The 24,737-nt window shown below is 47.0% G+C and carries 19 protein-coding genes; 10 read left to right on the top strand and 9 right to left on the bottom strand.

Annotated elements, in window-relative coordinates:
• Position 1: 1 nt before the first annotated feature.
• On the bottom strand, positions 2–673 hold the full coding sequence (gene rpiA, locus MED92_RS10135) for a ribose-5-phosphate isomerase RpiA (RefSeq protein WP_007021444.1): 672 nt from the start codon (positions 671–673) through the stop codon (positions 2–4).
• Positions 674–841: 168 nt separating this feature from the next.
• Between rpiA and ilvA the strand changes: the two genes are divergently transcribed.
• Together ilvA and MED92_RS10145 are read left to right on the top strand one after the other, a co-directional pair.
• A complete protein-coding gene (gene ilvA / locus MED92_RS10140; RefSeq protein ID WP_007021445.1) occupies positions 842–2,359 on the top strand; it encodes a threonine ammonia-lyase, biosynthetic in 1,518 nt (505 codons plus the stop codon).
• 366 nt (positions 2,360–2,725) lie between these two features.
• Positions 2,726–4,417: a methyl-accepting chemotaxis protein gene (locus MED92_RS10145; RefSeq protein ID WP_007021446.1), complete on the top strand. Its 1,692-nt coding sequence runs from the start codon at positions 2,726–2,728 to the stop codon at positions 4,415–4,417.
• Positions 4,418–4,461: 44 nt separating this feature from the next.
• Here the strand turns inward: MED92_RS10145 and MED92_RS10150 are convergent, their stop codons facing one another.
• On the bottom strand, positions 4,462–5,403 hold the full coding sequence (locus MED92_RS10150) for an RluA family pseudouridine synthase (protein WP_007021447.1): 942 nt from the start codon (positions 5,401–5,403) through the stop codon (positions 4,462–4,464).
• Between the two features lie 177 nt (positions 5,404–5,580).
• On the opposite strand from MED92_RS10150, the gene MED92_RS10155 reads away from it, so the two are divergent.
• Positions 5,581–6,282 carry a substrate-binding periplasmic protein gene (locus MED92_RS10155; protein ID WP_007021448.1) on the top strand — a complete coding sequence of 234 codons (702 nt, stop codon included), beginning with the start codon at positions 5,581–5,583 and terminating at the stop codon, positions 6,280–6,282.
• On the opposite strand, the gene MED92_RS10160 is transcribed toward MED92_RS10155, so the two are convergent.
• From MED92_RS10160 to MED92_RS10180, 4 genes are all read right to left on the bottom strand, one after another.
• Positions 6,283–6,783, bottom strand: a complete 501-nt coding sequence (locus MED92_RS10160; protein ID WP_007021449.1) for a hypothetical protein — start codon at positions 6,781–6,783, stop codon at positions 6,283–6,285.
• Positions 6,784–6,963: 180 nt separating this feature from the next.
• Entirely contained in the window at positions 6,964–8,361 is a 1,398-nt protein-coding gene (locus tag MED92_RS10170; RefSeq protein ID WP_007021451.1) for a TRAP transporter large permease, read from the bottom strand.
• Positions 8,361–8,951 carry a TRAP transporter small permease gene (locus MED92_RS10175; RefSeq protein ID WP_007021452.1) on the bottom strand — a complete coding sequence of 197 codons (591 nt, stop codon included), beginning with the start codon at positions 8,949–8,951 and terminating at the stop codon, positions 8,361–8,363. Before MED92_RS10175 ends, MED92_RS10170 begins: the two co-directional genes overlap by 1 nt.
• 184 nt (positions 8,952–9,135) lie before the next feature.
• Positions 9,136–10,119: a TRAP transporter substrate-binding protein gene (locus MED92_RS10180; RefSeq protein ID WP_007021453.1), complete on the bottom strand. Its 984-nt coding sequence runs from the start codon at positions 10,117–10,119 to the stop codon at positions 9,136–9,138.
• 431 nt (positions 10,120–10,550) lie between these two features.
• Here MED92_RS10180 and MED92_RS10185 point away from each other — a divergent pair, with 431 nt between their 5' ends.
• The 4 genes from MED92_RS10185 to MED92_RS10200 all read left to right on the top strand — a co-directional run bounded on the left by MED92_RS10185 (position 10,551) and on the right by MED92_RS10200 (position 16,534).
• On the top strand, positions 10,551–12,161 hold the full coding sequence (locus tag MED92_RS10185; RefSeq protein WP_007021454.1) for a methyl-accepting chemotaxis protein: 1,611 nt from the start codon (positions 10,551–10,553) through the stop codon (positions 12,159–12,161).
• Between the two features lie 128 nt (positions 12,162–12,289).
• Positions 12,290–12,949 carry a cupredoxin domain-containing protein gene (locus MED92_RS10190; protein ID WP_007021455.1) on the top strand — a complete coding sequence of 220 codons (660 nt, stop codon included), beginning with the start codon at positions 12,290–12,292 and terminating at the stop codon, positions 12,947–12,949.
• 17 nt (positions 12,950–12,966) lie between these two features.
• Positions 12,967–15,315 carry a GGDEF domain-containing phosphodiesterase gene (locus tag MED92_RS10195; protein WP_007021456.1) on the top strand — a complete coding sequence of 783 codons (2,349 nt, stop codon included), beginning with the start codon at positions 12,967–12,969 and terminating at the stop codon, positions 15,313–15,315.
• Positions 15,308–16,534 carry a hypothetical protein gene (locus MED92_RS10200; RefSeq protein ID WP_007021457.1) on the top strand — a complete coding sequence of 409 codons (1,227 nt, stop codon included), beginning with the start codon at positions 15,308–15,310 and terminating at the stop codon, positions 16,532–16,534. The genes MED92_RS10195 and MED92_RS10200 overlap by 8 nt, the downstream gene beginning before the upstream one ends.
• A 5-nt stretch (positions 16,535–16,539) precedes the next feature.
• Here MED92_RS10200 and MED92_RS10205 read toward each other — a convergent pair whose 3' ends face one another.
• Complete coding sequence (locus MED92_RS10205) at positions 16,540–17,904, bottom strand: sigma-54-dependent transcriptional regulator (protein WP_007021458.1); 1,365 nt, start codon at positions 17,902–17,904, stop codon at positions 16,540–16,542.
• Between the two features lie 20 nt (positions 17,905–17,924).
• Positions 17,925–20,153, bottom strand: a complete 2,229-nt coding sequence (locus tag MED92_RS10210; RefSeq protein ID WP_007021459.1) for an ATP-binding protein — start codon at positions 20,151–20,153, stop codon at positions 17,925–17,927.
• Between the two features lie 184 nt (positions 20,154–20,337).
• Here MED92_RS10210 and pyk point away from each other — a divergent pair, with 184 nt between their 5' ends.
• Both pyk and gshA read left to right on the top strand, forming a co-directional pair.
• Positions 20,338–21,774 (top strand): pyruvate kinase, encoded by a 1,437-nt coding sequence (gene pyk, locus MED92_RS10215; RefSeq protein WP_007021460.1) that lies wholly within the window; start codon positions 20,338–20,340, stop codon positions 21,772–21,774.
• Positions 21,775–21,925: 151 nt separating this feature from the next.
• Complete coding sequence (gene gshA, locus MED92_RS10220) at positions 21,926–23,491, top strand: glutamate--cysteine ligase (protein ID WP_007021461.1); 1,566 nt, start codon at positions 21,926–21,928, stop codon at positions 23,489–23,491.
• A 72-nt stretch (positions 23,492–23,563) separates the two neighbouring features.
• Here gshA and MED92_RS10225 read toward each other — a convergent pair whose 3' ends face one another.
• Positions 23,564–23,968, bottom strand: a complete 405-nt coding sequence (locus MED92_RS10225) for a flagellar basal body-associated FliL family protein (RefSeq protein WP_007021462.1) — start codon at positions 23,966–23,968, stop codon at positions 23,564–23,566.
• A 294-nt stretch (positions 23,969–24,262) separates the two neighbouring features.
• On the opposite strand from MED92_RS10225, the gene MED92_RS10230 reads away from it, so the two are divergent.
• Complete coding sequence (locus MED92_RS10230; protein WP_007021463.1) at positions 24,263–24,733, top strand: Rsd/AlgQ family anti-sigma factor; 471 nt, start codon at positions 24,263–24,265, stop codon at positions 24,731–24,733.
• Positions 24,734–24,737: the final 4 nt, after the last annotated feature.

Genomic DNA, 24,737 nt, shown 5'->3' on the forward strand with positions numbered 1-24,737 from the left:
CTTAAAGCTTTATCGTCTCAACGCCAGACTCAGTTCCCATAAGGACTACATCCGCTCCACGGTTTGCAAACAGACCATTGGTCACTACACCGACGATATTATTAAGCTGTTTTTCCAGCTCCTTCGGACGCATGATTTCAAGGTCATGAACATCAAGAATCAGATTACCATTATCTGTTACAAAACCCTGTCGCCACTCAGGCATACCATCCAGTTTGACTAGCTCACGCGCCACTTGCGAACGTGCCATTGGAATCACCTCAACAGGCAATGGGAACTCCCCTAGAACGTCCACTTTTTTACTGCTATCCACAATGCAGACAAACTCTTTAGCTACAGCCGCAACAATCTTTTCACGGGTTAATGCGCCACCGCCACCTTTTACAAGGTTCAGGCCTGAATCAAATTCGTCAGCACCATCTACATAAACTTCCATCTCTGATACTGAGTTCATATCGAACACCTCAATACCATGACCTTTCAAACGTTCTGCAGTCGCTTCTGAACTGGCAACTGCTCCCTCAAACATATGCTTGATCTCTGCGAGGGCATCGATAAAGAAATTAGCCGTTGAGCCGGTACCAACCCCGACAATGCTATCTTCTGTAAGTTTAGGTTTGATGTACTCCACAGCAGCTTCAGCAACTGCTTTTTTCATCTCGTCCTGGGTCATGATAGGTACCTGTGCTCTTTAGCGCGGAAAACCTCACGGTTTTCTCTGATAATAATAAGAATTGGGGCAAATTATACGCAGCTTTACCCTTCTATTGTAGACGCTATAGGGGGTTTACCTTTACCATTTCCGGCTCTCTTTAATTAATAGTTATTCAGGCGAACAACCATGCCAGATCGTTATATCAAGAAAATCCTCTCGGCCCGCGTCTACGACGTTGCGGTAGAGACACCACTGGATGAAGCAAAAGGTCTATCTGAGCGTCTGAATAACCGAATTATGCTGAAACGAGAAGATGAGCAACCCGTTTTCTCGTTTAAACTTCGCGGTGCCTACAACAAGCTATCGCAACTCTCCGAAGAAGAGCGTGCCTGCGGGGTCGTAGCAGCATCTGCTGGCAACCATGCCCAGGGGTTGGCGATGTCCGCTAAGAAGCTGGGTGTGAAAGCGACGATTGTCATGCCCAAGACCACACCCGATGTAAAAGTTAACAACGTTAAACGCCTAGGCGGTAAAGTCGTACTGCATGGCGATGCTTATGATGATGCCGCAGCCCATGCGCAAAAACTGGTTGCAGAAAAAGGCATGACGTTTGTCCACCCTTTTGATGATCCTGATGTCATTGCCGGTCAGGGCACTGTAGCGATGGAGATCCTACGGCAGGAGTCAGGTCCTATTGAGGCGATCTTTGTCCCTGTGGGTGGCGGCGGATTAGTTGCAGGTATAGCAACTTACGTAAAATACCTACGTAAAGATACAAAAATTATTGGCGTAGAATCAGAGGACTCAGCTTGCCTTAAGGCAGCGATGGATGCAGGCAAACGTGTCACCCTTGAGCAAGTCGGCATATTTGCTGACGGTGTTGCTGTTGCGACCATCGGCGAGAATACCTTTGAGCTGGCACAACGCTACGTCGATGATGTGATTACCGTCTCCACCGATGAAATTTGTGCGGCCATTAAAGACATCTACGATGATACCCGCTCAATCTGTGAACCTGCCGGTGCCCTGGGTGTTGCGGGTATGAAGAAATATGTGGAACGTGAAGCCTGTTCGGATAAAACCTTAATTGCGATCGACTCCGGTGCTAATGTTAATTTCGACCGCTTACGCCATATCGCTGAGCGCTCTGAACTTGGCGAAAAACGCGAAGCAATTATCGCTGCACGTATTCCCGAAAAGCCGGGTAGCTTTAAACGATTCTGCTCAGCCCTGGGTAGCCGAAATATTACCGAGTTCAATTATCGTTATAGCGATGAGAGCAATGCGATTGTATTTGCCGGAGTACAGCTCAAAGCTGGCGGAGGTGGTCGCGAAGAGCTGGTCAATGAACTTCGTAGTAGTGATTATGAGGTAGAAGACCTCAGCGATAACGAAATTGCAAAAATCCATGTGCGCTATATGGTAGGGGGTCACGCCCCTGCAAATCTCGAAAACGAAGTTATCTACCGTTTTGAGTTCCCCGAACGTCCCGGTGCACTGATGAAATTCCTCAGCAAGCTGGGCAGCAAATGGAATATATCGATGTTTCATTACCGCAACCACGGTGCCGCTTATGGGCGCGTTTTAGTCGGCATGCAAATTCCGCAAGCTGAACGAGCGCAAGTTGAAGGTTTCCTGGAAGAGATTGGATATAACTTCTGGGAAGAAACTGACAACAAGGCCTATCAACTGTTCTTAGGCTAATCTTCCGGGCTGCCTTTTCAGGCAGCCCTTATCACCGCAAATCTTTGCCTGTTCCTCCCACTGCCCCGCAAATTAACTTCTATAATAAACGCAGGCTCTATTTAAAAGTTGCCTGGGCTTCATTTGCGTCTATTTTCCACCCGTTTCTTAGAGACCGAACGACCGTTTTTGTACCTAATTAACAAAATACAACAACAACCGATCATAATGCTAATTAATTGATTATAAAAATATAAATATAAAACAAATCACCAACAGAACATTTTTGCCACAACAAACAAAAATATTAGCCAGACCTAATTAAGCATCTATACTGTAATATATAAGGAATAACTAAACGGACTTCCTAATGGAGTATTGCCAGGTATGAGCAGGCTAACCCTTAAGAGAAAAATTCTATTACTCAGCATTACCCCGATTATCTTAATCGTGGTGCTAGTCATGGCTTTCGTTTATTCAAATCTGACTATATTGGGTGAACATGAGGTTGAAGACATTCGAGCAACGATGTACGAAGAGAAGAAGAGCACGCTGCAAAACTATGTAGAAATTGCCTTGACCTCCATCCAGCCTGTTATAAAAGCCATTCCACAGCTTGGTGAAGATACCGCAAGGGAACAAGCGGCAAATATTTTGCGCTCAATTACCTTTGAGAAAAGTAAAGATGGTTATGTTTTCGTTTATGACTTCGCGGGTAATGCGGTAGCTATGCGGCCAAAAACATCCCTGGAAGGTAAAAACATGATGAGCCTGAAAGACCCCAACGGGGTTGAGATCATCAAGGATCTGATCGATGAAGGGCGCAAAGGCGGTGGATTCGTCTCCTACATGTGGAACAAACCCTCTAAAGGCAGCGATGCTCCCAAGCTCAGCTTTGCATCTATTGTCCCGGAATTTGGCTGGATGCTTGGAACGGGCTTTTATATTGACGATATAGATGACGCTGTAGCCGCAGCCGAAGCTAAGATAAAAGGCCAGATATGGCAAACCATGCTCGTCATTGCCGGCCTTGGAATTGTACTTACCGTGCTGGCGATTGTTATCAGCACCTGGATCGCCAGCAGAGTAACAAAACCTTTAAAAGATACCGCCGAAGCTTTGCTGGATATTAGCAAAGGAGAAGGAGATCTGACCAAGCGCCTGGCCGTCCAAACTAATGACGAGGTCGGTATGGTTTCGCAGGGGTTTAATGAATTCGCTGACAAAATACAGGCATTAGTTTCTGATATTCGTGACGGCGTAGTCGACCTAAGCAGCTCAATCAAAAAAATGAACCATGTCGTCGATGAAACCCATTCGAATGTTGGTCAGCAACGACATGAAACCGCTCAAGCAGCTGCGGCGGTTCACCAAATGGCAGCGGCAGCTCAAGAAGTTGCCACCAACGCAGCAGGCGCGGCTAATGCGGCGAGTAGCGCTGATGGAGAGGCCAATAGTGGTAAAGGCACTGTGGATGAGACCATCACAGCAATTAACTCGTTATCCAGTGAAATTAACAGCGCATCAGACGTGATAACCTCCTTGCAAAGTGATGCCGACAAGATTGGCGAAGTCGTTAATGTCATCAATGACATTGCCGATCAAACTAACCTTCTGGCACTTAATGCAGCCATAGAAGCCGCACGCGCAGGAGAACAGGGGCGCGGATTCTCCGTGGTTGCGGATGAAGTAAGAACGCTGGCAAACAGGACTCAACAAAGTACCGATGAGATACGCAAGATGATCGAAAGCCTGCAGTCGGGCTCGCGCCAGGCGGTGTCTGTGATGGACAGTAGCCGCAGCCAAAGCTCATTCACAGTTGACCGAGCCGCAGATGCAAGTAATTCACTCAATACGATTACCCAGTCCGTAGGCACCATAACTGAGATGAACACTCAGATCGCCAGTGCCGCAGAGGAACAAACCTCAGTAGCAGAGGAGATCAGTCGAAATGTACAACAAGTCGCTGACATCGCTGAGTATTCAGCTACCAGCGCTGAAGAACTGTCACAAACCTCTCAGGAACTTGCCCAACTAGAAACACGTCTTTCAGGCATTGTTGGCCAGTTTAAAATCTAATTAATACAGCTGGCAGCCGCAGGCTGCCAGCTGTAATGAACTCATCATCGGGGGTTCATCTCATGGAACCGAGCCGCCCCAATCTCAACAATAACTGTTTTATCTTCTAATGCGATTTCCAGTAGGCTAGCCGACAACATGTGATATGGTGCCCCCAATGCCTCAAAATCCTTCGAAGTTAAGACTTGATCCAACCGCTTTAGATAATATGCACCATCATGTGAATAGATCTTGTCACCTATGATTGGATGGCCTAAATGGGCTAACTGAGCTCTGATTTGGTGTTTCCTTCCCGTGAACAGTTCACACTGGATCAGGCTCTTGCTTCCTGCCCTTTGTAATACAAGAAACTCTGTTTTACTTGGTCGCGGTTTTAAATATTGGCTATCAGATTGAGGCTCAACAACATAAACCTGACTACGGATGTCACTGCCTGCTTTCTCGGACAACTCGCATTCCATCAGTAAATGGTCCCAGTTTGGTGACCCATGTACCCATGCTTGGTAGACCTTGCGCCGAATCAGCTTAGCCAACTGCGGCTTCCATTTACGATCAGCCTCCCGATTCTTAGCCAATAGAATCAGTCCCGAGGTTTCCGTATCTAAACGATGCAATAGCTGAGCATCAGGATAAGGGGTTTGTCTGCGTACCAAAGAGATCAATGTCATATACAGATTACGGGTTGTTCGACTCACCGGTAACAGAGGAGGTTTGTTAATGGCCATCAGCTCGTCGCTTTCCCAAACCAGTTGCCAGTTATCATCAACCTGTGCCTCTTGATGGTCAGGAATATCCAATTCCAGTCTATCTCCCTTCCCGCACACACAATCCTCTATAATCGGCTGACCATTGAGGCGAACCATTCCTGCTGCCAACCAACGATCAACCTGTTCAGCATGCACAGAAACCAGGCGCTGCTTTAAAAATTGACTGCATAGGACAATGGGTTTGATAGATGAAAATTTAAGCGTGAATAAGGATTGCATTGCTTGCGATCTAAACTCCTTGCTCTTTGTGAAATAGGCTAAACTCTGTAGTAAGCAAGCCATAATGAGTAAACGATGAGTCTAGCGAAGATTATCCCCTGTTGCCGCAGTTTATGCTTGCTGCTAGCAGCCATACTTCTACTCCCCCTACAGGCGTACTCGTCCGATGATGAGGTGATGATCTATTCTGAGCATTACCCACCCTTCAATTTTTATAGCAATCAATCCCCGCAAGGCATCTCTGTAGAGCTTTTGCAGTTGATGCTCGAACAAATGGATGCCCCCTTCGGCGTTGAAACAATCCATTTTGTTCCCTGGCCACGTGGCTATCAGCGAACCCTGAATGTCAAAAACAGCATGCTATTTTCAACCTACCGCACACCTGCCAGAGAGGAACTATTCAAATGGGTGGGACCTATCGCTTCATCTCAAAACGGTTTAATTATTCGATCCGATCTTAATAGAGACTTCAGCAACTTTGCTGATCTTGAAGATTTAAGGGTTGGAATTATCAAAAATGACATTGGCGGCATACTACTCAAAGAGTTAAATATTCCAAACATTCACCTCATTCCGCTCTCCAATCCAGACAAAGCAGCGAAGATGCTCGAACATGGTCGTCTTGATGCCTGGGCCTATGATGTCAATGTCGCTACCGACATTCAAAGACGTTTAGGGCTGCCTTCGCTAGATTACAAAGTGGGACTCTACCTTGGGCAACCGGGCTGGCTTTATTTTGCGTTTAACCCGGAAACAGACGACAGCATCATTCAAAACTTTCAACGTCCTTTGGACCAAGCTAAGAAAGCCACCAATGCAGAAAATGAGAACCTGTTTGAAAATATCCTCAGGCGCTTCAATTACAGGCTAGTGGAATAATCAGGGCATCTCTGGGGAATGCTGAAAAGATCGACCAAAAAACGCCTGAACCGTAAATAGCAGCAACGAAGCCAAGCCCCAGGCAAGCCCCGTCACAACCCCAAGATCAACGATGCCTCGCCACGGTTGATCCAGCTGATGAACCAACATGACCATCGTGACGATCCCTAGCGTCAGGCAGTAGGTGACAATCATGCGTTTACGGACTATCGAGAAAAAACCCATGCAGAAGAGAGGCGCCAGAATGACTCGAAGTGCAGAGGCGTTTTGCGACAGGTAAAGGATTCTGGCGGCAACACGCGGTGACCATGCTTGCTGAAACCCCCGATAGCCCTCAAAGAAGCCCATGAATACAACGCTGAACAACAATGCGGCCCAATGGTACCAGGACAGGTCGTAGCTAAAGGTCTGCAAGCCGATTGCACTCAGGCGATAAATAGCACTACCCAATAGCATACAGATACCCGTAATTCCCCATAATGCAGCAATGTAACCCAACACTTGGCGGTACCCCTTCGTAAAGCGCTATCTAAAAGCGGCGATTATACCTTCACAGCGGGCATTCACCCAAATTTCAGACAAAAAAAACCACCGCAAGCGGTGGTTAAAGCACTAATCAACAGATTAAGGCAAGAGGGCCCAGAGGAGCCCTCCGACTTTCGGGTTGAAAAAGAAGGTTAATCAATACCCATTCAGGTGATCGATATATTCCGGCAAGAACAGGGAGATCTGCGGAACATAGGTAATCAGTATCAGGAAGCCTAACAACAGACAGAGCCATGGCAGACAAGCTTTGATAACCCAAACCATGTTCTGCCCGGTTATTCCGGCGGTTACAAAGAGGTTGAGCCCGACCGGTGGGGTGAGCATCCCGATCTCCATGTTTACAACCATAATGATACCCAGGTGAATCGGATCGATACCCAGCTGAGTCGCGATAGGGAACAGGATAGGCGCCATGATCAACAGAATCGCTGAAGGCTCCATGAAGTTACCCGCAATCAACAGCAGGATGTTCATTACGATCAGGAAGCCCCATGCAGGCAGGCCCCAAGCGATAATAGTTTCAGCAATAGTGTGTGGGATTCGCTCAGTCGTCAGAACATGAGCAAACAGCATCGCATTAGCAATGATAAACAGCAGCATCATAGATACTTTAGAAGCATCCAGAATCACTTTACGTACTTCAGGATCGGTGATTGATTTCGGGAACGCCCACAACATCTGAACCGCATTACGCAGAGCTGCTGTCACAAAGTTCTCACCCTCTTTACACCAAGGTACGCCTTTCATCGGGCCAATATCACGGTAACCCATCACCGCAATAAAATAACCGTAAACCGCAGCCACAGCCGCCGCTTCTGTAGGAGAGGCGATACCACCATAGATAGAGCCCAGTACAATGATGATCAGCATCAGGCCACCCAGCGCAATCAAGCCAGATTTAGCCAGCGCTTTGAAACCTGGGAACGGCTGTGATGGCAATCCTTTGATGCGCGCCACAATATAAATCGCGATCATCAGGATCAGGCCCATCATCAAACCTGGAATGAAGCCCGCCATAAACATACGCGAAGCGGATACTTCAGTCGCTGCAGCGTATACAAGCATTACGATGGACGGTGGAATCAGAATACCCAGCGTGCCCGCATTCGCAATCACACCCGCAGCGAAAGACTGCGGATATCCAGAGCGCACCATACCGGCAATAACAATGGTACCGATAGCCGCCACGGTTGCTGGCGAAGAACCGGACACAGCGGCAAACAGCATACAAGCCATAACCGATGCCATTGCCAGACCACCTTTAATGTGTCCAACCGTATCAACTGCAAAGTTGATCAAACGTTTAGCCACACCACCCGTAGAAAGGAAGGCGGAAGACAAGATAAAGAAAGGAATCGCCAGCAGCGTGTAGTGCTCTGACGTAGCCTCAAACAGTTTCAGCGCAATCGATGCAAGTGAATCATTTGAGAACAATAGAATCGTGGTTACAGAGGACAGACCCAGCGCAATGGCGATAGGCATACCAATCAGCATGCAACCAAACAGAGTGATAAACAGTACCGCGATAGTCATTATTTATCCCCCTCTTTCTTAACTTGATTCGCACCCTCTTTTGGCTCAGTGGCCAACGCGGTTTCTTCCAGCTCTTTTGCCAATTCCATTGACTCTTCAGCTTCATCAGCAAAGTGGAAACCGTCAGCCTGATCCGTAACAACTTTCCAGCCCAATTGCAGGAATCGGACAATCAGCAATACAAAACCGATCACCAAAATGCTCATTGGGATCCATTTCGGTACCGGCAAGTCCTCTAACTCGATTCCGATCATTTTCATCTTGCTCAGGTAGATCCAGGAACCGTAAAGGAACAGACCGCAGTAAACCAAACAAAGGCCTACGGCAACTAGGGTAATAAAACGATGGGTGTTGTGTGGCATCAGTTTTACAAATACATCCACACCAATGTGAGCACCCACTTTCACGCCATATGAAGCGCCAAAGAGAACAAACCAGGCAGCAAGCAGCAGAGTCACTTCCTGCGCCCAGTGAATACCAGCGTTAAAACCAAAGCGCGCTACCACTTCAGCAAACACCAACAATGTCATCGAAACCAGAAGTAAGGACAGAAATGCCTCTTCCAGCTTGGTTACGAGATTACGTACCATAACGGCCCCCGCAACGACTCACGTCGTTATGTTTTATTATTGCTATGAAGAAATTCCACAGGACAGCTCCAGGCGTTCAGACATCCCGTCTGAAGCTCTCCTCTGAATAGTCAGAGGTAAAAAACCGGGCAGGAGGAGCGAACGCCCACCCGGTTGATTGCCTTTACAACAAACTCAAATGAGATTAGTTGTTAGACGCTTCAGCTGCTTTGATCAGATCAGCACCGATCTGGTCTTCAAACTTTTTCCAAACTGGCTTCATCGCTGTAACCCACTGAGCACGCTCAGCATCAGTCAGCTCAAGTACTTCAGAACGCTTAGAATCGATAATCTGCTGCTTGTCTGCGCTTGCTTTCTGAGCAGCAATACCATTACCGTGCTTGATTGCTTCATCCAGGGCTTTCTTGATTTCAGCTTTCAAGCCATCATCCAGACCCATCCAGAATTCAGCAGACGTTACAACCAGGTAGTCCAGTACACCGTGGTTAGACTCTGTGATGTATGGCTGAACTTCGAAGAACTTCTTGGAGTAGATGTTTGACCAAGTGTTTTCCTGACCATCGATCGCTTTAGTCTGTAGCAGCGTAAATACTTCAGAGAATGGCTTTTTCAGAGGTACCGCTTCTACTGCTTCAAACTGAGCCTGAAGTACATCAGACGTCATGATGCGGAACTTTTTACCAGAAGCATCAGCAGGTACTTTAAGCGGCTGGCTCGCAGACAGCTGCTTCATACCATTGTGCAGATAGCCAAGACCTACCAGACCTTTCTTCTGCAGTGAACCCAGCAGTTTTTGGCCATCTTCACTGTTTTGGAATTTCTCTACCGCTTCCATATCTTTAAACAGGAAAGGCAGGTCAAAAATCTGTAGCTTTTTCGTGTACTTCTGGAATTTTGACAGTGAAGGCGCAGCCATCTGCACATCACCCAGCAACATTGCTTCCAGTACTTTGTTATCACCGAATAGCTGAGAGTTAGGGAATACTTTAACTTCAACTTTGCCCGCCAGACGCTCATCAACAATTTCTTTGAACTTGATAGCCATCTGACCTTTTGGCGTGTTTTCCGCAACTACGTGTGAGAACTTGATCTCAACCGGAGCAGCGACGGCAGCCTGTGCACCGAGAGTCAGAGCTAGGGAAGTAACAGCAGCAGTCAGTAAACGCATTTTGCATCTCCTGTTTATTAGACTTTGATTTATCGTTGTTTTGTTTGAAATTCAGTAAAGCCTGTTTAGCAGCGACAGCACTTTCTGAATATCTGCATACTATTGAGCAAGAAGGGGGCCAACTGTTGAGAAGGCAGAACTTATTCGCCTGCAGCGCCTATATAACGTGGGATTAATTTTTTTTCCGTCTGCTAAAGACTGATTTCAACACCGTCAAAATTGGCGGTTTTCCACACAAACAACTTCTTCCAGCGTGTGCGATTCCACCCATTTACATTTATACATAACGCTCACACAGACCAACCAGCCGTTTTATTGATCTAAATCTCTAGTAACTTTTTATCAGGGGTATACGCGGGGAAAACTTCACCTTATTATTGATCGACTACAATCATAACTATTACATGTGTGCGGATTTCGGGAGCTAAGCAGTGAAACTGGAAGGCCTATCGATACAAACCAAAGTCAACGCGTCTTTATTGCTGGTGTTTTTGATCATCCTGGTCAGCTCACTGACAGCAATCTATAAAAGCGAATCAGACTTAGTCTCCGAGGTTGTTAAAAAGAACACAACCGATACAGCGGACTCTTACTTCGACAGTATCAATATACTTATGCTGAGCGGTGCAATGGGTAACAGACAGGCATTGCAACAGAAAATATTAGCCAATCCTGATGTCACTGAAGCACGTATTATCCGAGGGGATCTGGTATCCAGTGTTTACGGAGCTGGCACTGCAGATTCAAAAGTAGTTGATGAGTTAGATCGCCGCGCAATGAATGGCGAGCACGTTGTAGAAGAGTTCAATGACGAGCAAGGCCATCGCCTTACTGTTGTTACACCGATGAAATCCCTCCCGGATTACAAAGGCACTAACTGCATGTTATGCCACCAGACCGAAGAAGGCGCTGTTCTTGGCGCTGTTCGCGTTACCTACTCCTTCGAAAATCTGGATAACACCATTCAAAAGAACCTAATCAGTGTAGCCGTTACAGAGATCATCCTGTTTATTGCAGGCTTAGTACTGGTTAGCTTCATGCTGCGCCACCTTGTGGTTCGCCCAATTAAAAAGATGGGCAAGACCATCAATACGATCCACGAAAATTCAGACCTTAAATTACGTATCGATGTAAATTCAAAAGATGAAATCGGTATGATGTCTACCTCTCTGAATACTATGCTGGAAGATTTCCACACCAGCCTGAGCAAGGTAAGCGCAACCGTTCACCAATTGAGCACTTCTAGTTCATCGATTAATAGTATTGCTGACATGGCGAATAGCGCCGTCAATAACCAGCAGATGCAAACCAGCGCGGTTGCTTCAGCGATGGAGCAGATGGAAGCCGCTACGCGCAGTGTAGAAGGCAGCGCTGAAAATACCGTGTCTGCATCTGACCTAGCCCTACAACAGAGCCAGGACGGTACTGTAATCACTGACCAGGCAATCAATGCTATCGAGGCTTTGAAACAGAATATCGATAAAGCACTTAGCGTTATTAACAAGCTTGATGAGCAAAGCCAGAGCGTAGGCACGGTTCTGGAGGTCATTCAGAAAATTGCTGAACAAACCAACCTGCTGGCACTTAACGCTGCGATTGAAGCCGCACGAGCTGGGGAACAAGGTAGAGGCTTTGCGGTAGTGGCTGACGAAGTCCGTACACTGGCGAGCAAAACCCGTAACTCCACCGAAGAGATCAACGCAATCATCGAAGAGCTGCAACAGGATGCCCGTGATGCAGTTGCAGTGATGGATGAAGCACATCAAAGTGCTGAAGCCGGTGTTGATAAAGTTCAGGAAACATCCGACGCACTGACAAAAATCGCTGAAGAAGTTCGTATGATCAACGACATGAATCATATGGTTTCATCCTCAGTTAAAGAGCAAACAGAGATGGCAAGCAGTGTAGAGGCCAGCGTCCATGAGATTGCTCAAACCGCAGAGCATACCTCTGAACGCGCAGGCAAGTTGAACCAGGTAGCTCACGAGCTCAATACTCTGGCAGGCCAACTGGAACATATGGTGCAGAAGTTTAAACTCTAACAGCTCACATATATGAAAAAGCCCCGCCATGAGCGGGGCTTTTTTGTAGCAACTGATCAAAAATAAGGAACCTATTCTCACAGAAACAGTCAGTGATACTGGAACTGACCTCAATATGGAGAATAGCTGTGTACAAAAGCCCGCTACTGGCCAGCCTGGCGTTACTCATCCCCTCTTTAAGCAATGCAGCCACCTTAGATGTAACCGTTTTAAATCCCGACCAATCTGGCGTGCAGGGCATGATTCTTTATGCCGAACCTCTTGAACACTCTATTCCTGATCTACCCAGCCAAAAAATAGAGATTGCCCAAAAGGACAGGGCTTTCGCTCCTTACATCACCGTTATGCAGCGGCAGGATGAAGTTGAGTTTAGTAACCAAGACGATTTCACCCATCATATCTATTCAATATCTGGCGAAAACCGCTTTTCTTTCAAGCTCAGATCAGGCCAGTCTAAAGCCCTGGAAGGGCTCAGCAACAATGCAGGCTCTGAAACCATCGCGATGGGCTGCAATATCCATGATTGGATGAGCGGTTTCATACTCATCCTTGATACGCCTTACTTCACAGAAACAGGTAAAAATGGCCAAGCAACTTTAAAACTGCAACAAACGGGCAAATATCGCCTAACCTTATGGCATCCCCAGTTAAAAACCACTGACAATCGATTAACTAAAACAATCAACCTGGCTAATGACCAAAATATCACTTGGTCTTTAGCTAACCGCTTCGAAGTTGTGCCTCCTCAAGCCGACGAAGAAGACTTTGAGTTTTTAGATAAGTACTAAGGATGGAATTGCGGACCATGGGCAGCTTAAAAACCAAGATTTTTATCTTCTTTGTTACCTTGCTAATGGTTGTACAAGCGACATCCCTATGGACAGTCTACAATGCCAACACCAAACAGGGAGAGGAGCAAATTCAGTCCCGGCTCAATGCCGCGAAGTCGGTGTTTGAGACCCAGTACCAGCAACGTAGTTATTATTTACAGGCTTTTGCTGAAACGGCCGCTAAGGATTTTGGCCTTAAAGAAGTATTCGGCGCCGATCAACGTAGTTTCCTTATCGCGCTGAATAACCATCGTAAACGTATTGACGCTGATATCGCGGTTGCCGTGGATCAAAATCAGTCAATTGTCGGACAACTCATTCGCAGATCACCCAATGAAAAGATCAGCCTTGGTCCGGACCAAGGTAATAGTTTCCCAACCCCAGATTGGTTTACAGGTGAGAAGGCGTTTACCCATCTATACCAGCAAGGCCAACAGCTCTACCAACTCAGTTTTGCGCCGTTGAAAAGTGGCCAACAAATTGTCGGCTGGATAGGTTATGGCTACCAGATCAATGCAGTACTCGCTCAGACATTTGCTGATATAACCGGGTTGAGTATTGAATTCATGCTTGAGCAGACGTCTGATAACTGGCGCTCTATAGCCGCTGCGATTCCCAGCAATTATCCCCTGGCCCCTAGCCAGCAGGGGCTGAATATTCTCCAGAATACTATTCCTGAAAACCTGATCGCTACCCAGATCAAGGTCGGTGTGGTCAGTGAGCAGCCTCTGCACGTCACCATTTTTGGTTCTCGTTCAAACCTACTAGAGACCCTTCAGGATAACTGGTGGCACCTACTGGCATTGGAAGGCGGCATGGTTTCAATCGTACTGTTTGCAGCTTACCTACTTGCTGGGGGTATTACCCGCCCGGTGAGAAAGCTAGTCCGTCAGGCCCAGTTTATTGCACGCGGGAACTATGAAAGTAGCGTAGATATAGTAGAAAAAAATGAATTGGGACAACTGGCTAACGAATTCAATCAGATGCAGAAAGCAGTATTGGTTCGCGAACAGAAAATCAGCCACCAGCTAAAATTCAACAGCCTGACCAACCTCCCTAACCGGTACTCACTACTACAAACGCTGGACGACAAGCTGAAAGAACAAGGCTCCGCGTTCAGCCTCCTCCATCTAGATATTCGCCGCACCCGAACGGTTAACGACACGCTGGGTTATCAGATTGGTGACCTTATGATTCAGGAGGTAGGAAAAAGATTAGTCAGACTTAATGCAAACAGTCAGACCTTTCACCTTGATGGCGATGAATTTGCCATGATTATTGAAAGCGCTAACCTAAGCGAACTTGCGAACTGGCAGACTAAAATAGAAGAGGCGATGGATGAGCCCTTATGTGGTGAGGATACTCTGCTTCACCTTCAATTGCAGATCGGATTTGCCAGAGCCCCTGACGATGCAAAAGATCCGCAGCAACTGTTACAGAAGGCAGATACTGCGCTGAGCCATGGTAAGCGAGAACAACGTAACTTCCAGCAATATCTCACAGAGATGGATGCTGATGCGAACCGCAGGCTAAGCTTGGTAAATGATCTGAAAATAGCGATTGAGCAAAATCAGCTCTGCCTTTTTTATCAGCCTAAACTCGATCTGAACTCAGGAAAAATTCATCACCTCGAAGCACTGGTTCGCTGGCAGCACCCGCTCCAGGGCATGATTCCACCCGATGCCTTCATCTCTATTGCCGAGCAAACAGGTCAGATCGATGCACTAAGTAATTGGGTATTAAACGAAGCAGCTTGTCAGTATCGAACCTGGTCAAACCAAGGCTTAGATCTTTCCATCGCAGTAAATATTTCGGCAGATAATCTTAAAAACCAACGATTTACAGAATCACTACGAAAAATATGGAGCCAACACCAGTTACCCGCCAACGCCCTCTCTTTGGAAGTGACTGAAAGTGCCGTTGTAAGCGATCCGGAAAGTGCAATTCATATGCTCTGCGAGATCAGGGACCAAGGGATCAAGCTTTCCATTGACGACTATGGAACCGGCTATTCTTCATTAGCGCAACTCAAACAGATGCCTGTTTCTGAGCTTAAAATTGATCGTTCATTTGTGGATAAAGTACATCTCAGCTCCGATGATCAAATTATTGTTCGCTCAACGATTCGTATGGCACACGATATGGGCCTCAGTGTTGTCGCAGAAGGCATTGAAGATAAGGACACGCTATTATGGTTACAAGAACATGATTGTGACTTAGCACAAGGGTACTTTATCAGCAGGCCACTGCCCGCAGATGAATTTAGCCAGTGGTTACTATCATCTGATTTCAATCCGACACAGCTAAGGGTATTACATGGCTAGTCGATGGCTATTGCTTCTCTCTCTGACATGCCTTCCTGCCAATGCAATGGATATTGAGTGGAAGGGGGTTGCTGATATGCGTATCAGCCACTCATCCGGAATCCAAAGCTATGTCAGCGGTCAAACCGGAAAGCTGCAGAACTCCCCTGGCGGTGATCTCTCTTTAGGGCAACTTGGAGTAGCGTTAAATCTGGGCATTAATGACCAAAGTAGCATCGCGGTTGTAGGGAACAGTTTTATCGACGATGAAAAAAACTCAACAGGACTGACAGAGCTTTTCTACCAGCGCTCAGGCCTACCGAATGAAAACGGCCTTCGGCATGGAATGCGTCTAGGTATGTTTTATCCACCTATCTCCCTGGAGAATCGAGCAACCGCCTGGTCACCCGCTAACTCCCTCACCCCTTCGACTATGAATAGCTGGATTGGTGAAGAGATTCGCACCACAGGCTTTGAATACACAGCGGAATGGTTGGGAAAATTCAGGCAAGCCGATTATGACCTTAAATTAAGCACAGGCCTATTTACGATGAACGATACTGCGGGAGCGATGCTTTCGTGGCATGGCTGGGGACTTAGCTCCCGACAATCCGTTTATGGTGAAGGGTTACCGATTCCGCAGACACCGGCGCAAACAGGCATTCTCTCTGTTCAAGCAAAAGAGTCAGATCCTTTTCACGAGGGGGATGACAGGCTCGGATATTATCTCAATGCGGAGTATCTACTGAAAAGGAAGCTACTCTTACAGGCGGGGTATTACGACAATAATGCGACGCCTTATGTTGAAACCGATGGCCAGTATGGTTGGAATACACAATTCACTTATGCTGGTTTTCGTTGGCGGTTGAACAAGCAATGGAGTCTGATGGGCCAATTAATGCAAGGTTCTACCCTGATGCAGTCTCCACAGCGGGTTAATGTCGTCGATAATGATTATCGAAGCGGCTATCTGACACTAAGCTGGCATAATAAACCGCACAGCATAAATGCACGTTTAGAAGAGTTCTCTGTAACCGATCTTGATCAGACACCCGGAGATAATAACGATGAGTATGGCAAAGCATTCACGCTTAGCTACCGTTACCGACTGGATAAACAGTGGTTTTTACTCAGTGAATTAAACTGGATTGATAGTAATCGAGCGGCCAGAGCCTACAGCAACGAAAATACCAGAAAGATAGAGCAGCAACTTCAGATGGCACTCCGATACTATTTTTAGCCGATTTACTTAAAGTCCTTTTTATCCAAACCGTACTTCTTCATTTTATCGTATAACGTCTTACGCGGCAGGCCCAGGGAGGTCAGGGTTTCTTTAATGGAACCGGCACAACGAGACAGCTCAGCCTGGATCAGCATGCTTTCGAACTGATCTACCTTTTCAGGCAAGGTCATATCCGTTTTACCGTTCATCTCAGTAATCGGCTTATTTTCAAAATCGAAAGTGCACCCCTCTCCCAACAAAACATAACGTTCGGCCAGATTCCGTAACTCTCGCACATTTCCTGGCCAATCGTGAGTCATCAGGCTGTGTAAACGTTCAGCAGAAAGAAGCGGCACCTCGCGACCGTACTGGGAAGAAGCGATCAGCGCAAAATGTTGGAAGAGAAGACTGATATCTTCTCTGCGTTCACGTAATGCAGGGATATCCAAACGGACAACATTCAGGCGGTAATAGAGGTCTTCACGAAATTCGCCCTTTTCCGCAGCGTCTCGTAAATCCACTTTAGTGGCTGCGATGATTCGAATATCCAGTGGGATTATCTCATTGGCACCCAGCCGCTCGATTGCACGTTCTTCGAGGACCCTGAGCAATTTAATCTGCAGTGTCATCGGCATGCTTTCGATCTCATCAAGGAACAAGGTTCCGCCATTGGCATGCTCAAACTTGCCAATACGACGGGCCTTAGCGTCAGTAAACGCCCCCTTTTCATGACCAAACAACTCAGACTCGATCAGATTCTCGGGCACCGCCCCACAGTTAATCGCAACAAAATTCTGATCCCGGCGTTTGCTATGTTCATGTATGTAGCGCGCCATCAGGTCTTTACCTGTGCCCGTCTCACCCAATATCAGAACATCTGCAGGCGTATCCGCAATGGCATAAACCAAACTTCGCACCTGGGCAATGGCCGCAGTATTGCCGATCAAACGAGGCCCCGGCGCACTTTGTGCTTCAAGCTCTTGTTTCAGGCGCCGGTTTTCAATAACCAGATTGCGCTTTTCCACTGCACGCCTTACAACATCGAGCATCAGCTCGGAAGAGAAGGGCTTTTCAATAAAGTCGTACGCACCATCTCGCATAGCCCCTACCGCCATCGAGATATCACCATGACCTGTAATAAGAATCACCGGTAAGGTTGAGTCATGGGCAACTACCCATTTCATCAACTCAAGTCCGTCCATACCTGGCAGGTTGATATCAGTGACCAATATACCTGGCCAACCACCATTGATAAGGTCGACAGCCTTTTCAGCAGTATCTACTGACGTGACTTCATAGCCAGCTAATTCCAGCGCCTGACTGGCTGCCAGTCGTATATGTTCTTCATCATCTACCAGCAAAATGGGTAGCGAACTCTTATCACTCATCTAAATTCAGAATTCCACGGTTATCCAATGGTGTTTACAGACACATTAGCAGGAGGCTCAGCCCGAGGTAAACAGATCCTAAACTGTGCGCCACCATCAGGATGGTTAAGCACAGACAGTGCACCGCCCATACTCTCAATAATTCGATGAGAGATAGAGAGACCTAAACCCAAACCCTGGCCTGCTTTTTTGGTGGTATAAAAAGGTTCGAATACCCGGCCCAGATCCTCCTCAGGAATGCCTGAACCATAATCCCTGACCTGTAGACATATCAAGGTTTTGCCCTGTTCCAGAGTTACATCCACTGCGGGAGCTGGATGCCCCTCCATCGCCTGCAGTGCATTACTGATAAGGTTTACCAACACCTGCTCCAGTCGTACGGTATCTCCCATCACATAAACATTCTCAAGACTGTCCGGCCAGTTAACATCCGCATGCACTTTACTCAACCGGCCATACATAATTGACATGGCGCCATCGCGGACATTTTTCAAACATACCGATTCAGGTGTTCCAGATGTCTTACGAGAGAATTCTTTCAAAGGATGGATGATCTTAGCCATACGCTCTGTGAGCTTACTGATCTCGAGCAGGTTATTCTCAGCCGTCTCGCTTTTGCCAATCTCCATAAATGCTTTGGCATTATCAGCATAGGTACGAATAGCCGTCAGGGGCTGATTCAGCTCATGGTTAATCCCTGCCGACATCTGCCCAAGTACCGCCAGCTTAGCCGTCTGAATCAATTCATTTTGTGTATTCTTATGTTTCTCTACTTCATCTTTTAACTTGCTATTGGCATCCGTTAGATCAGCGGTTCGCTCTTCAACACGATGCTCTAACAACTCTCTCGCATGCTGCAGCTCCTCTTCATACTGTTTACGCTGGGTAATATCGTGGATCGTCACCAAAAAACGCTGCACAGGACCATGCGGCATATAGCCAATAATCAATTCGATTGGGAACGAAGAACCATCCTGACGAAGCCCTTTCGCTTCGGTAAACAGTTCATCCTGACGGTCTTTCTCTTCTGCAGTCAGGTGTTGCCAGCAGAGGGCACGGTCCGCTTGCGATAGCAGTTTGCTGAAGTACTGGAACTTTATCGCTTCCTCTTTATAGCCGAAAAGCTTTTCAGCCATCAGGTTCATACTTTCAACTCTGCCTTGATCATCCAGTGTGATCAAACCAGCCTGCGTATTATCAATAATCGCTCTGATGCGTTGCTCACTCTCTTCCAACGCCTGCGTTTCAAGGCGTTTAAAACGAGCCCGCTCGCGTTTAATTCGCTGCCGGGTCGAAAGGAACAAGACCAGCAACACCAGTGCAATAAAAATGAATCCGGTCGTTAAACCGGTATAGAACATCCGAGCTTGTACAGATTTTGTGCTCGCCAGTACCACCACCGTCAATCCACTATCCTCTAGCTCTCGACTAAGCTGGAGAAATTCGCGGGTTTTAATGCCGTCCAATGCTTCATTTTTGATTTTCGTCCCATCAACCAGGGTGATAAGAGAGCCACCCGCGTCATAGGGTTCTTTTTCGACAATATCCAACGCAGATAACTGATGATCACCATAGCGAAGGCTTTCTGCGATACGCTGAATATCATCTTGTGAAAGGGGCTTCAGCGTTCTGAACTTCCAATCACCGCGGGTTGAGATAAAGATCACCCCATCCTCATCCGTTACAAGGATATCCAGATCGGGATCAGTCCAATCAGACTCAATTTCATTAAGGTCAATCTTAACGACGACAACCCCAATAATCTGGCTGCGTTGATAGACCGGGTAGGAGAAATAGTAACCGCGTTTCTTAGACACGGTCCCTAGCGCAAAATAGCGTCCGGAGCGCCCTTTAAGGGCGTCTTGAAAATAGGGCCTAAATGCATAGTTTTTACCGACAAAAGACCGTGCCTCAGCCCAATTACTCGCAGCAATGGCTGTGCCTTCGGTATTCATCAGGTAAACGTCCGCAGCATTAATCGAGTTATTAACCTGCTCAAGGTAAACACTAGCCTGCCCCTTGAGAAACTCATCTTGCTGCGTTGTCAAAGCTTCAATCAAAATTGAGTGTGAAGAAAGCAATGCGGGAAGATCTTTATATCGATCAAGCTTCTGCTGCAAACTCAGAATATAGCGATTTAAATCTGCACTAGAGCGCTGCTGAAGCTCAGTATACCCCTGAGAACGGCTCACCAGTGACGTTTGCCCTACCACCAGCACAAATGCCAGGCTGAGAACGATAAAAAACATCAGGCGATATCTGCGCCAGCGTGATCGAGGGTCAGTGGACATACTCAAAGGCCGTATTGGCTCCGTAACACTATGTTAAGAAAATCTTTTTCGGATCAACTCAGTAAAAACTTATAATCGTAACCTGAGTCGCTCTATACTAAGGTACTATCGAGTAATCTCAAATACGGGGCAAGTTTTTCTCATGCTGAAGCGAACCAAAATAGTTGCAACCCTGGGCCCATCAACAGATCAGCCGGGTGTTCTTGAAGATATTCTACGTAATGGCGTGAATACCGTTCGGTTGAATTTCTCTCATGGTAGCGCGGATGATCATAAGCGCAGAGCCGAAGAAGTCAGGCAAGCGTCGCGAAAGCTTGGCCTGTCTATAGCTGTATTAGGTGATCTTCAGGGGCCTAAAATCCGTATCGCTCGCTTCAAAGAGGATCGTATCCAACTTGCCGTTGGTGATAGATTTGCTCTGGATGCCGATCTCGGGAATAACGATGGCGATCAAAGCCAGGTAGGGATCGATTACAAAGCCCTTCCGGCAGACTCTTCCCCCGGTGACATCCTCTTACTGGATGATGGTCGCGTTCAGTTAAAAGTTGTTGAAGTGCAAGGTAACCGCATCGATACCGAAGTGATCATCGGCGGCCCTCTATCCAACAATAAAGGCATTAACCGCCAGGGCGGCGGATTATCGGCTGCGGCTCTAACGGAGAAAGATCGCAGAGACATTAAAGTCGCCGCTGAAATCGATATGGATTATATCGCTGTATCTTTCCCGCGCTGCGCAGCTGACCTGTTAGAGGCCCGTGAACTGCTCAATGCTGCAGGCTCTCGCGCTGAAATTGTCGCTAAAGTTGAACGCGCTGAAACGGTCGCTAGCACCGAAGCCCTTGATGAGATCATTCTGGCTTGCGACGGCATCATGGTGGCGCGAGGCGATCTGGGTGTAGAGATCGGCGATGCAGAATTAATCGGTGTACAGAAACACCTTATTCAGCGTTCTCGTGAACTGAACCGCTTTGTCATTACGGCAACCCAGATGATGGAGACAATGATCGAGAATCCGATGCCCACCCGTGCTGAGGTATTTGACGTCGCTAATGCCATTCTTGATGGTACGGATGCAGTCATGCTTTCGGCAGAGACTGCGGCGGGTAAACATCCGGTTGAAGTTGTTAAATCCATGACATCGATTTGCCAGGGCGCTGAAAAGCACCAGCTTTCCCGCCCTGCGCCAACCAATATTTCGCAGAAACTTGAACGCTTTGATGAAACCATTGCCCGCTCTGCAATGTATACAGCAAATAATCTGGCGGGAGTTAAAGCAATTATCTGTTTAACTGAATCAGGCTCTACGCCTTTATGGATGTCACGAATTCGTTCCGGGCTACCGATCTATGCCTTAACCCGCAACGAACGCACAATGCGCCGTACCGCACTATATCGCGGCGTGGAACCTATCTTCTTTGACTCGACCCGCATTGATAAAGACAAGTTAAATGAAGAGGTTCTGGCCGGACTCAAAGCACGTAATTTATTGCAGACCGGTGATCTGGTGATTCTGACTCGCGGCGCATCACTGGGTGAAGATGGCGGTACGAACTCCATGCAGGTTCTCGCAGTACAATAAAATTTCTCTGGCAGAGGGTGACCTCTGCCATCTTATGGAATTTATTGAACCACTTGAGGTCAAAATCGCGAACGCTCTGTTTCCATGCAGATATTTCATTAGAGCTCAATTATAATGAGCGCCCTCCAATGAGTGATTAAAGGACTTTCTTTTGTCTTCAACCCTAGAACAAAAGCTAAGCTGGCTAAAAAACGAAGGTCACGCTGAACTGCTAACCCGACTGAAACACGGTATAGAAAAAGAAGGCCTGCGTGTTGACCCGCAGAGAAACCTCGCGCAGACCCCGCACCCCAAGTCTCTGGGTTCAGCACTCACTCACGGAAATATCACAACCGATTATTCTGAAGCATTGCTGGAATTTATCACGCCCGTTTTCGAGAAATCTTCCGAAGCACTCGACTTCCTCGCCGACCTCCATCGCTACACTTATCAAAACCTTGATAATGAACAGGTCTGGCCGGCCAGCATGCCCTGCGTTCTCCCAGAAGAAGATCAGATTCCTATTGCTCGTTATGGGAGCTCAAACATCGGTCAGATGAAATATTTCTATCGGGTCGGTCTGGAACACCGTTACGGTAAAATCATGCAGACCATCGCGGGCATCCATTACAACTTCTCTATGCCTGATGAATTCTGGCCACTGTACCAGGCTTATCAGCAGAAAGAGGGATCTCTGCAGGAGTTTCGATCTGCAGGTTACTTCAGTCTGATCCGTAATTTCCGCCGTTATTCCTGGTTGTTAATGTATCTGTTTGGCGCATCACCAGCGCTGTGCAGCTCATTCCTCAAAGGAAAAGATCATCAGTTAGAAGAGCTCTCACCTGGTACGCTATATCTGCCATACGCAACGTCATTGCGTATGAGCGACCTGGGCTACTCCAATAAAGCTCAGGCATCACTGAACATCTGCTTTAACCATTTGAACACCTATGCAAGCTCGCTGGACAGGGCGATCCGTACCCCTTATGAGCCATACGAAAAAATCGGTGTTAAAGTCGAGGGTCAGTACCGTCAGTTAAATACCAATATTCTTCAGATCGAGAATGAGTATTACAGTGACATCCGTCCTAAGCGTGTAACCCAGTCCGGCGAAAAACCTATTCATGCATTGATGGCCCGGGGGGTCGAGTATATCGAGGTCCGTAATACGGATATCAATCCTTTCCTGCCATTAGGTATCGATCAGATCCAATCAGATTTCCTCGACCTATTCCTCATTACCTGCCTGTTGATGGAAGAGAAAGAGATCAGTGTAGAAGAGTGTGACCAGATCAATGAGAACCACCAACGTGTAGTTACACGTGGTCGCGAACCAGGACTTACCCTGATCCACAATGATGAAGAGCAGCTGCTTGCCGAGTGGGGCTTCGAGTTACTTGCAGAGATTGGTAAGACAGCAAGCCTACTGGATGGTTACCTATCCGGAACCCGTTACACTGAAGCTGTGGCAGTCCAGGCAGAAAAACTTGGCAATCCAGAGCTTACCCCTTCTGCGCAAATTCTGGCAGTTATGCGCGAACAGAATCTAAATCACGGCGAGTTTGTCATGCAACAAGCAGAAGCGCACAAACAAACCCTGCTTTCAGAGCCTGTATCAACCGTTATGGCTGAAACGCTTGCTAAACTCAGCAAAAGTTCGCTGGAGGAACAGGCCGAGATAGAAGCGGCGGATCAAGATGATTTTGATACTTTCCTCGCCAACTATATGGCCAGTTGAATAAGCGCGTTTAGCACATAAAAAAAGCAGGCCCAGGCCTGCTTTTTTTATGTTTCTAGTTTTATTCAGCGCTTATTGAACAACGAAGCTGGTAAAGAAGAGATCAGAAACCATGGCTTCGCCCTGTTCTTCAACCAAAATATTCTGCACTTTCTTTAGCGCTTTCTTCGCCAAAGCTTGCTGCATCTCTACCGTGCCTACTGTGTCATCCGTCTGAGCGGATAGCAAAAAGACAATATCGTTACGTAGATGCGGCATATGCTGGTTCACAGCATGGTGCGCAGCCTCACTGGATACCTGAATCGTGATCTCGCACTTCAAAAAACGGGTTTTACCAACACCACCAAAGTTAGTCACAAATGGCTTAAGTTCAATGTAGTTAACGTAATCATCTGCGGCTGCATTTTCCTCACCTTCTGCCCAGGCAAGTTGTACAGAAAACGTCATAAAAAACAATAAAACCAGTCGCTTAAGCATGTTTGAGCCTCAGTTTCGTTCCTTTAATCTTCAGAGTATAACTCGCTATTTGGTAACCCGACAGAGCACTGTCAGAAAAAAACTTATCTAATCCTAAGGCAGGATCAGATACACACCCGCGCAGGTTAAAATACGCTTTTTTCAGATAGATGTAGTTGCACCCTTAAACAGCTTAGGAATATTATGAAGCTAACAACACTAAGTTAGTCCGAAACGACGCCGGTCTCTCCTAATAGTGAAAGCGAGAGACCGAATTCCAAACGACTACCTGATCAGGTAGCTAAGGAGCATGTGATGCTTGAGAAATGTAAAAATGCCAAAGAACGCTGGGGTGGTGTCAGTGAAATTATCGACTCCTGGTTAGAGGAACGGCAAGCATTGATCAGCCAGTTTGTTCATTTGCCCGAACACCATATCAATGACGAACTGAACACTAAGGTACAAAGCTTTTGTCAGGTACTGATGGATTATCTATCTTCCGGTCATTTCGAAGTCTATGAACAGCTGCTACGTGAAGGTAGTGACTTTGATGACGGAAGCCTGGAAGAGGGTCAATCGATCCTGCCAAAAATCCAGATCAGTACCGATGTGGCTCTGGATTTCAATGATGACTTTTCCAATCTACTCGACCCAACTGTCCAACAGATCAGAGAGTTCTCTGAACGCTTATCCAAGCTGGGTGAAGCACTGGAAGAGCGATTTGAACTGGAAGATCAGATGATCGCGGTACTGCATACTTCTCACAAAGAGTTAGTTGAAGGATAAACCG

This window comes from Neptuniibacter caesariensis (assembly GCF_000153345.1).
In the GTDB taxonomy this organism is placed as follows: Bacteria; Pseudomonadota; Gammaproteobacteria; order Pseudomonadales; family Balneatricaceae; genus Neptuniibacter; species Neptuniibacter caesariensis.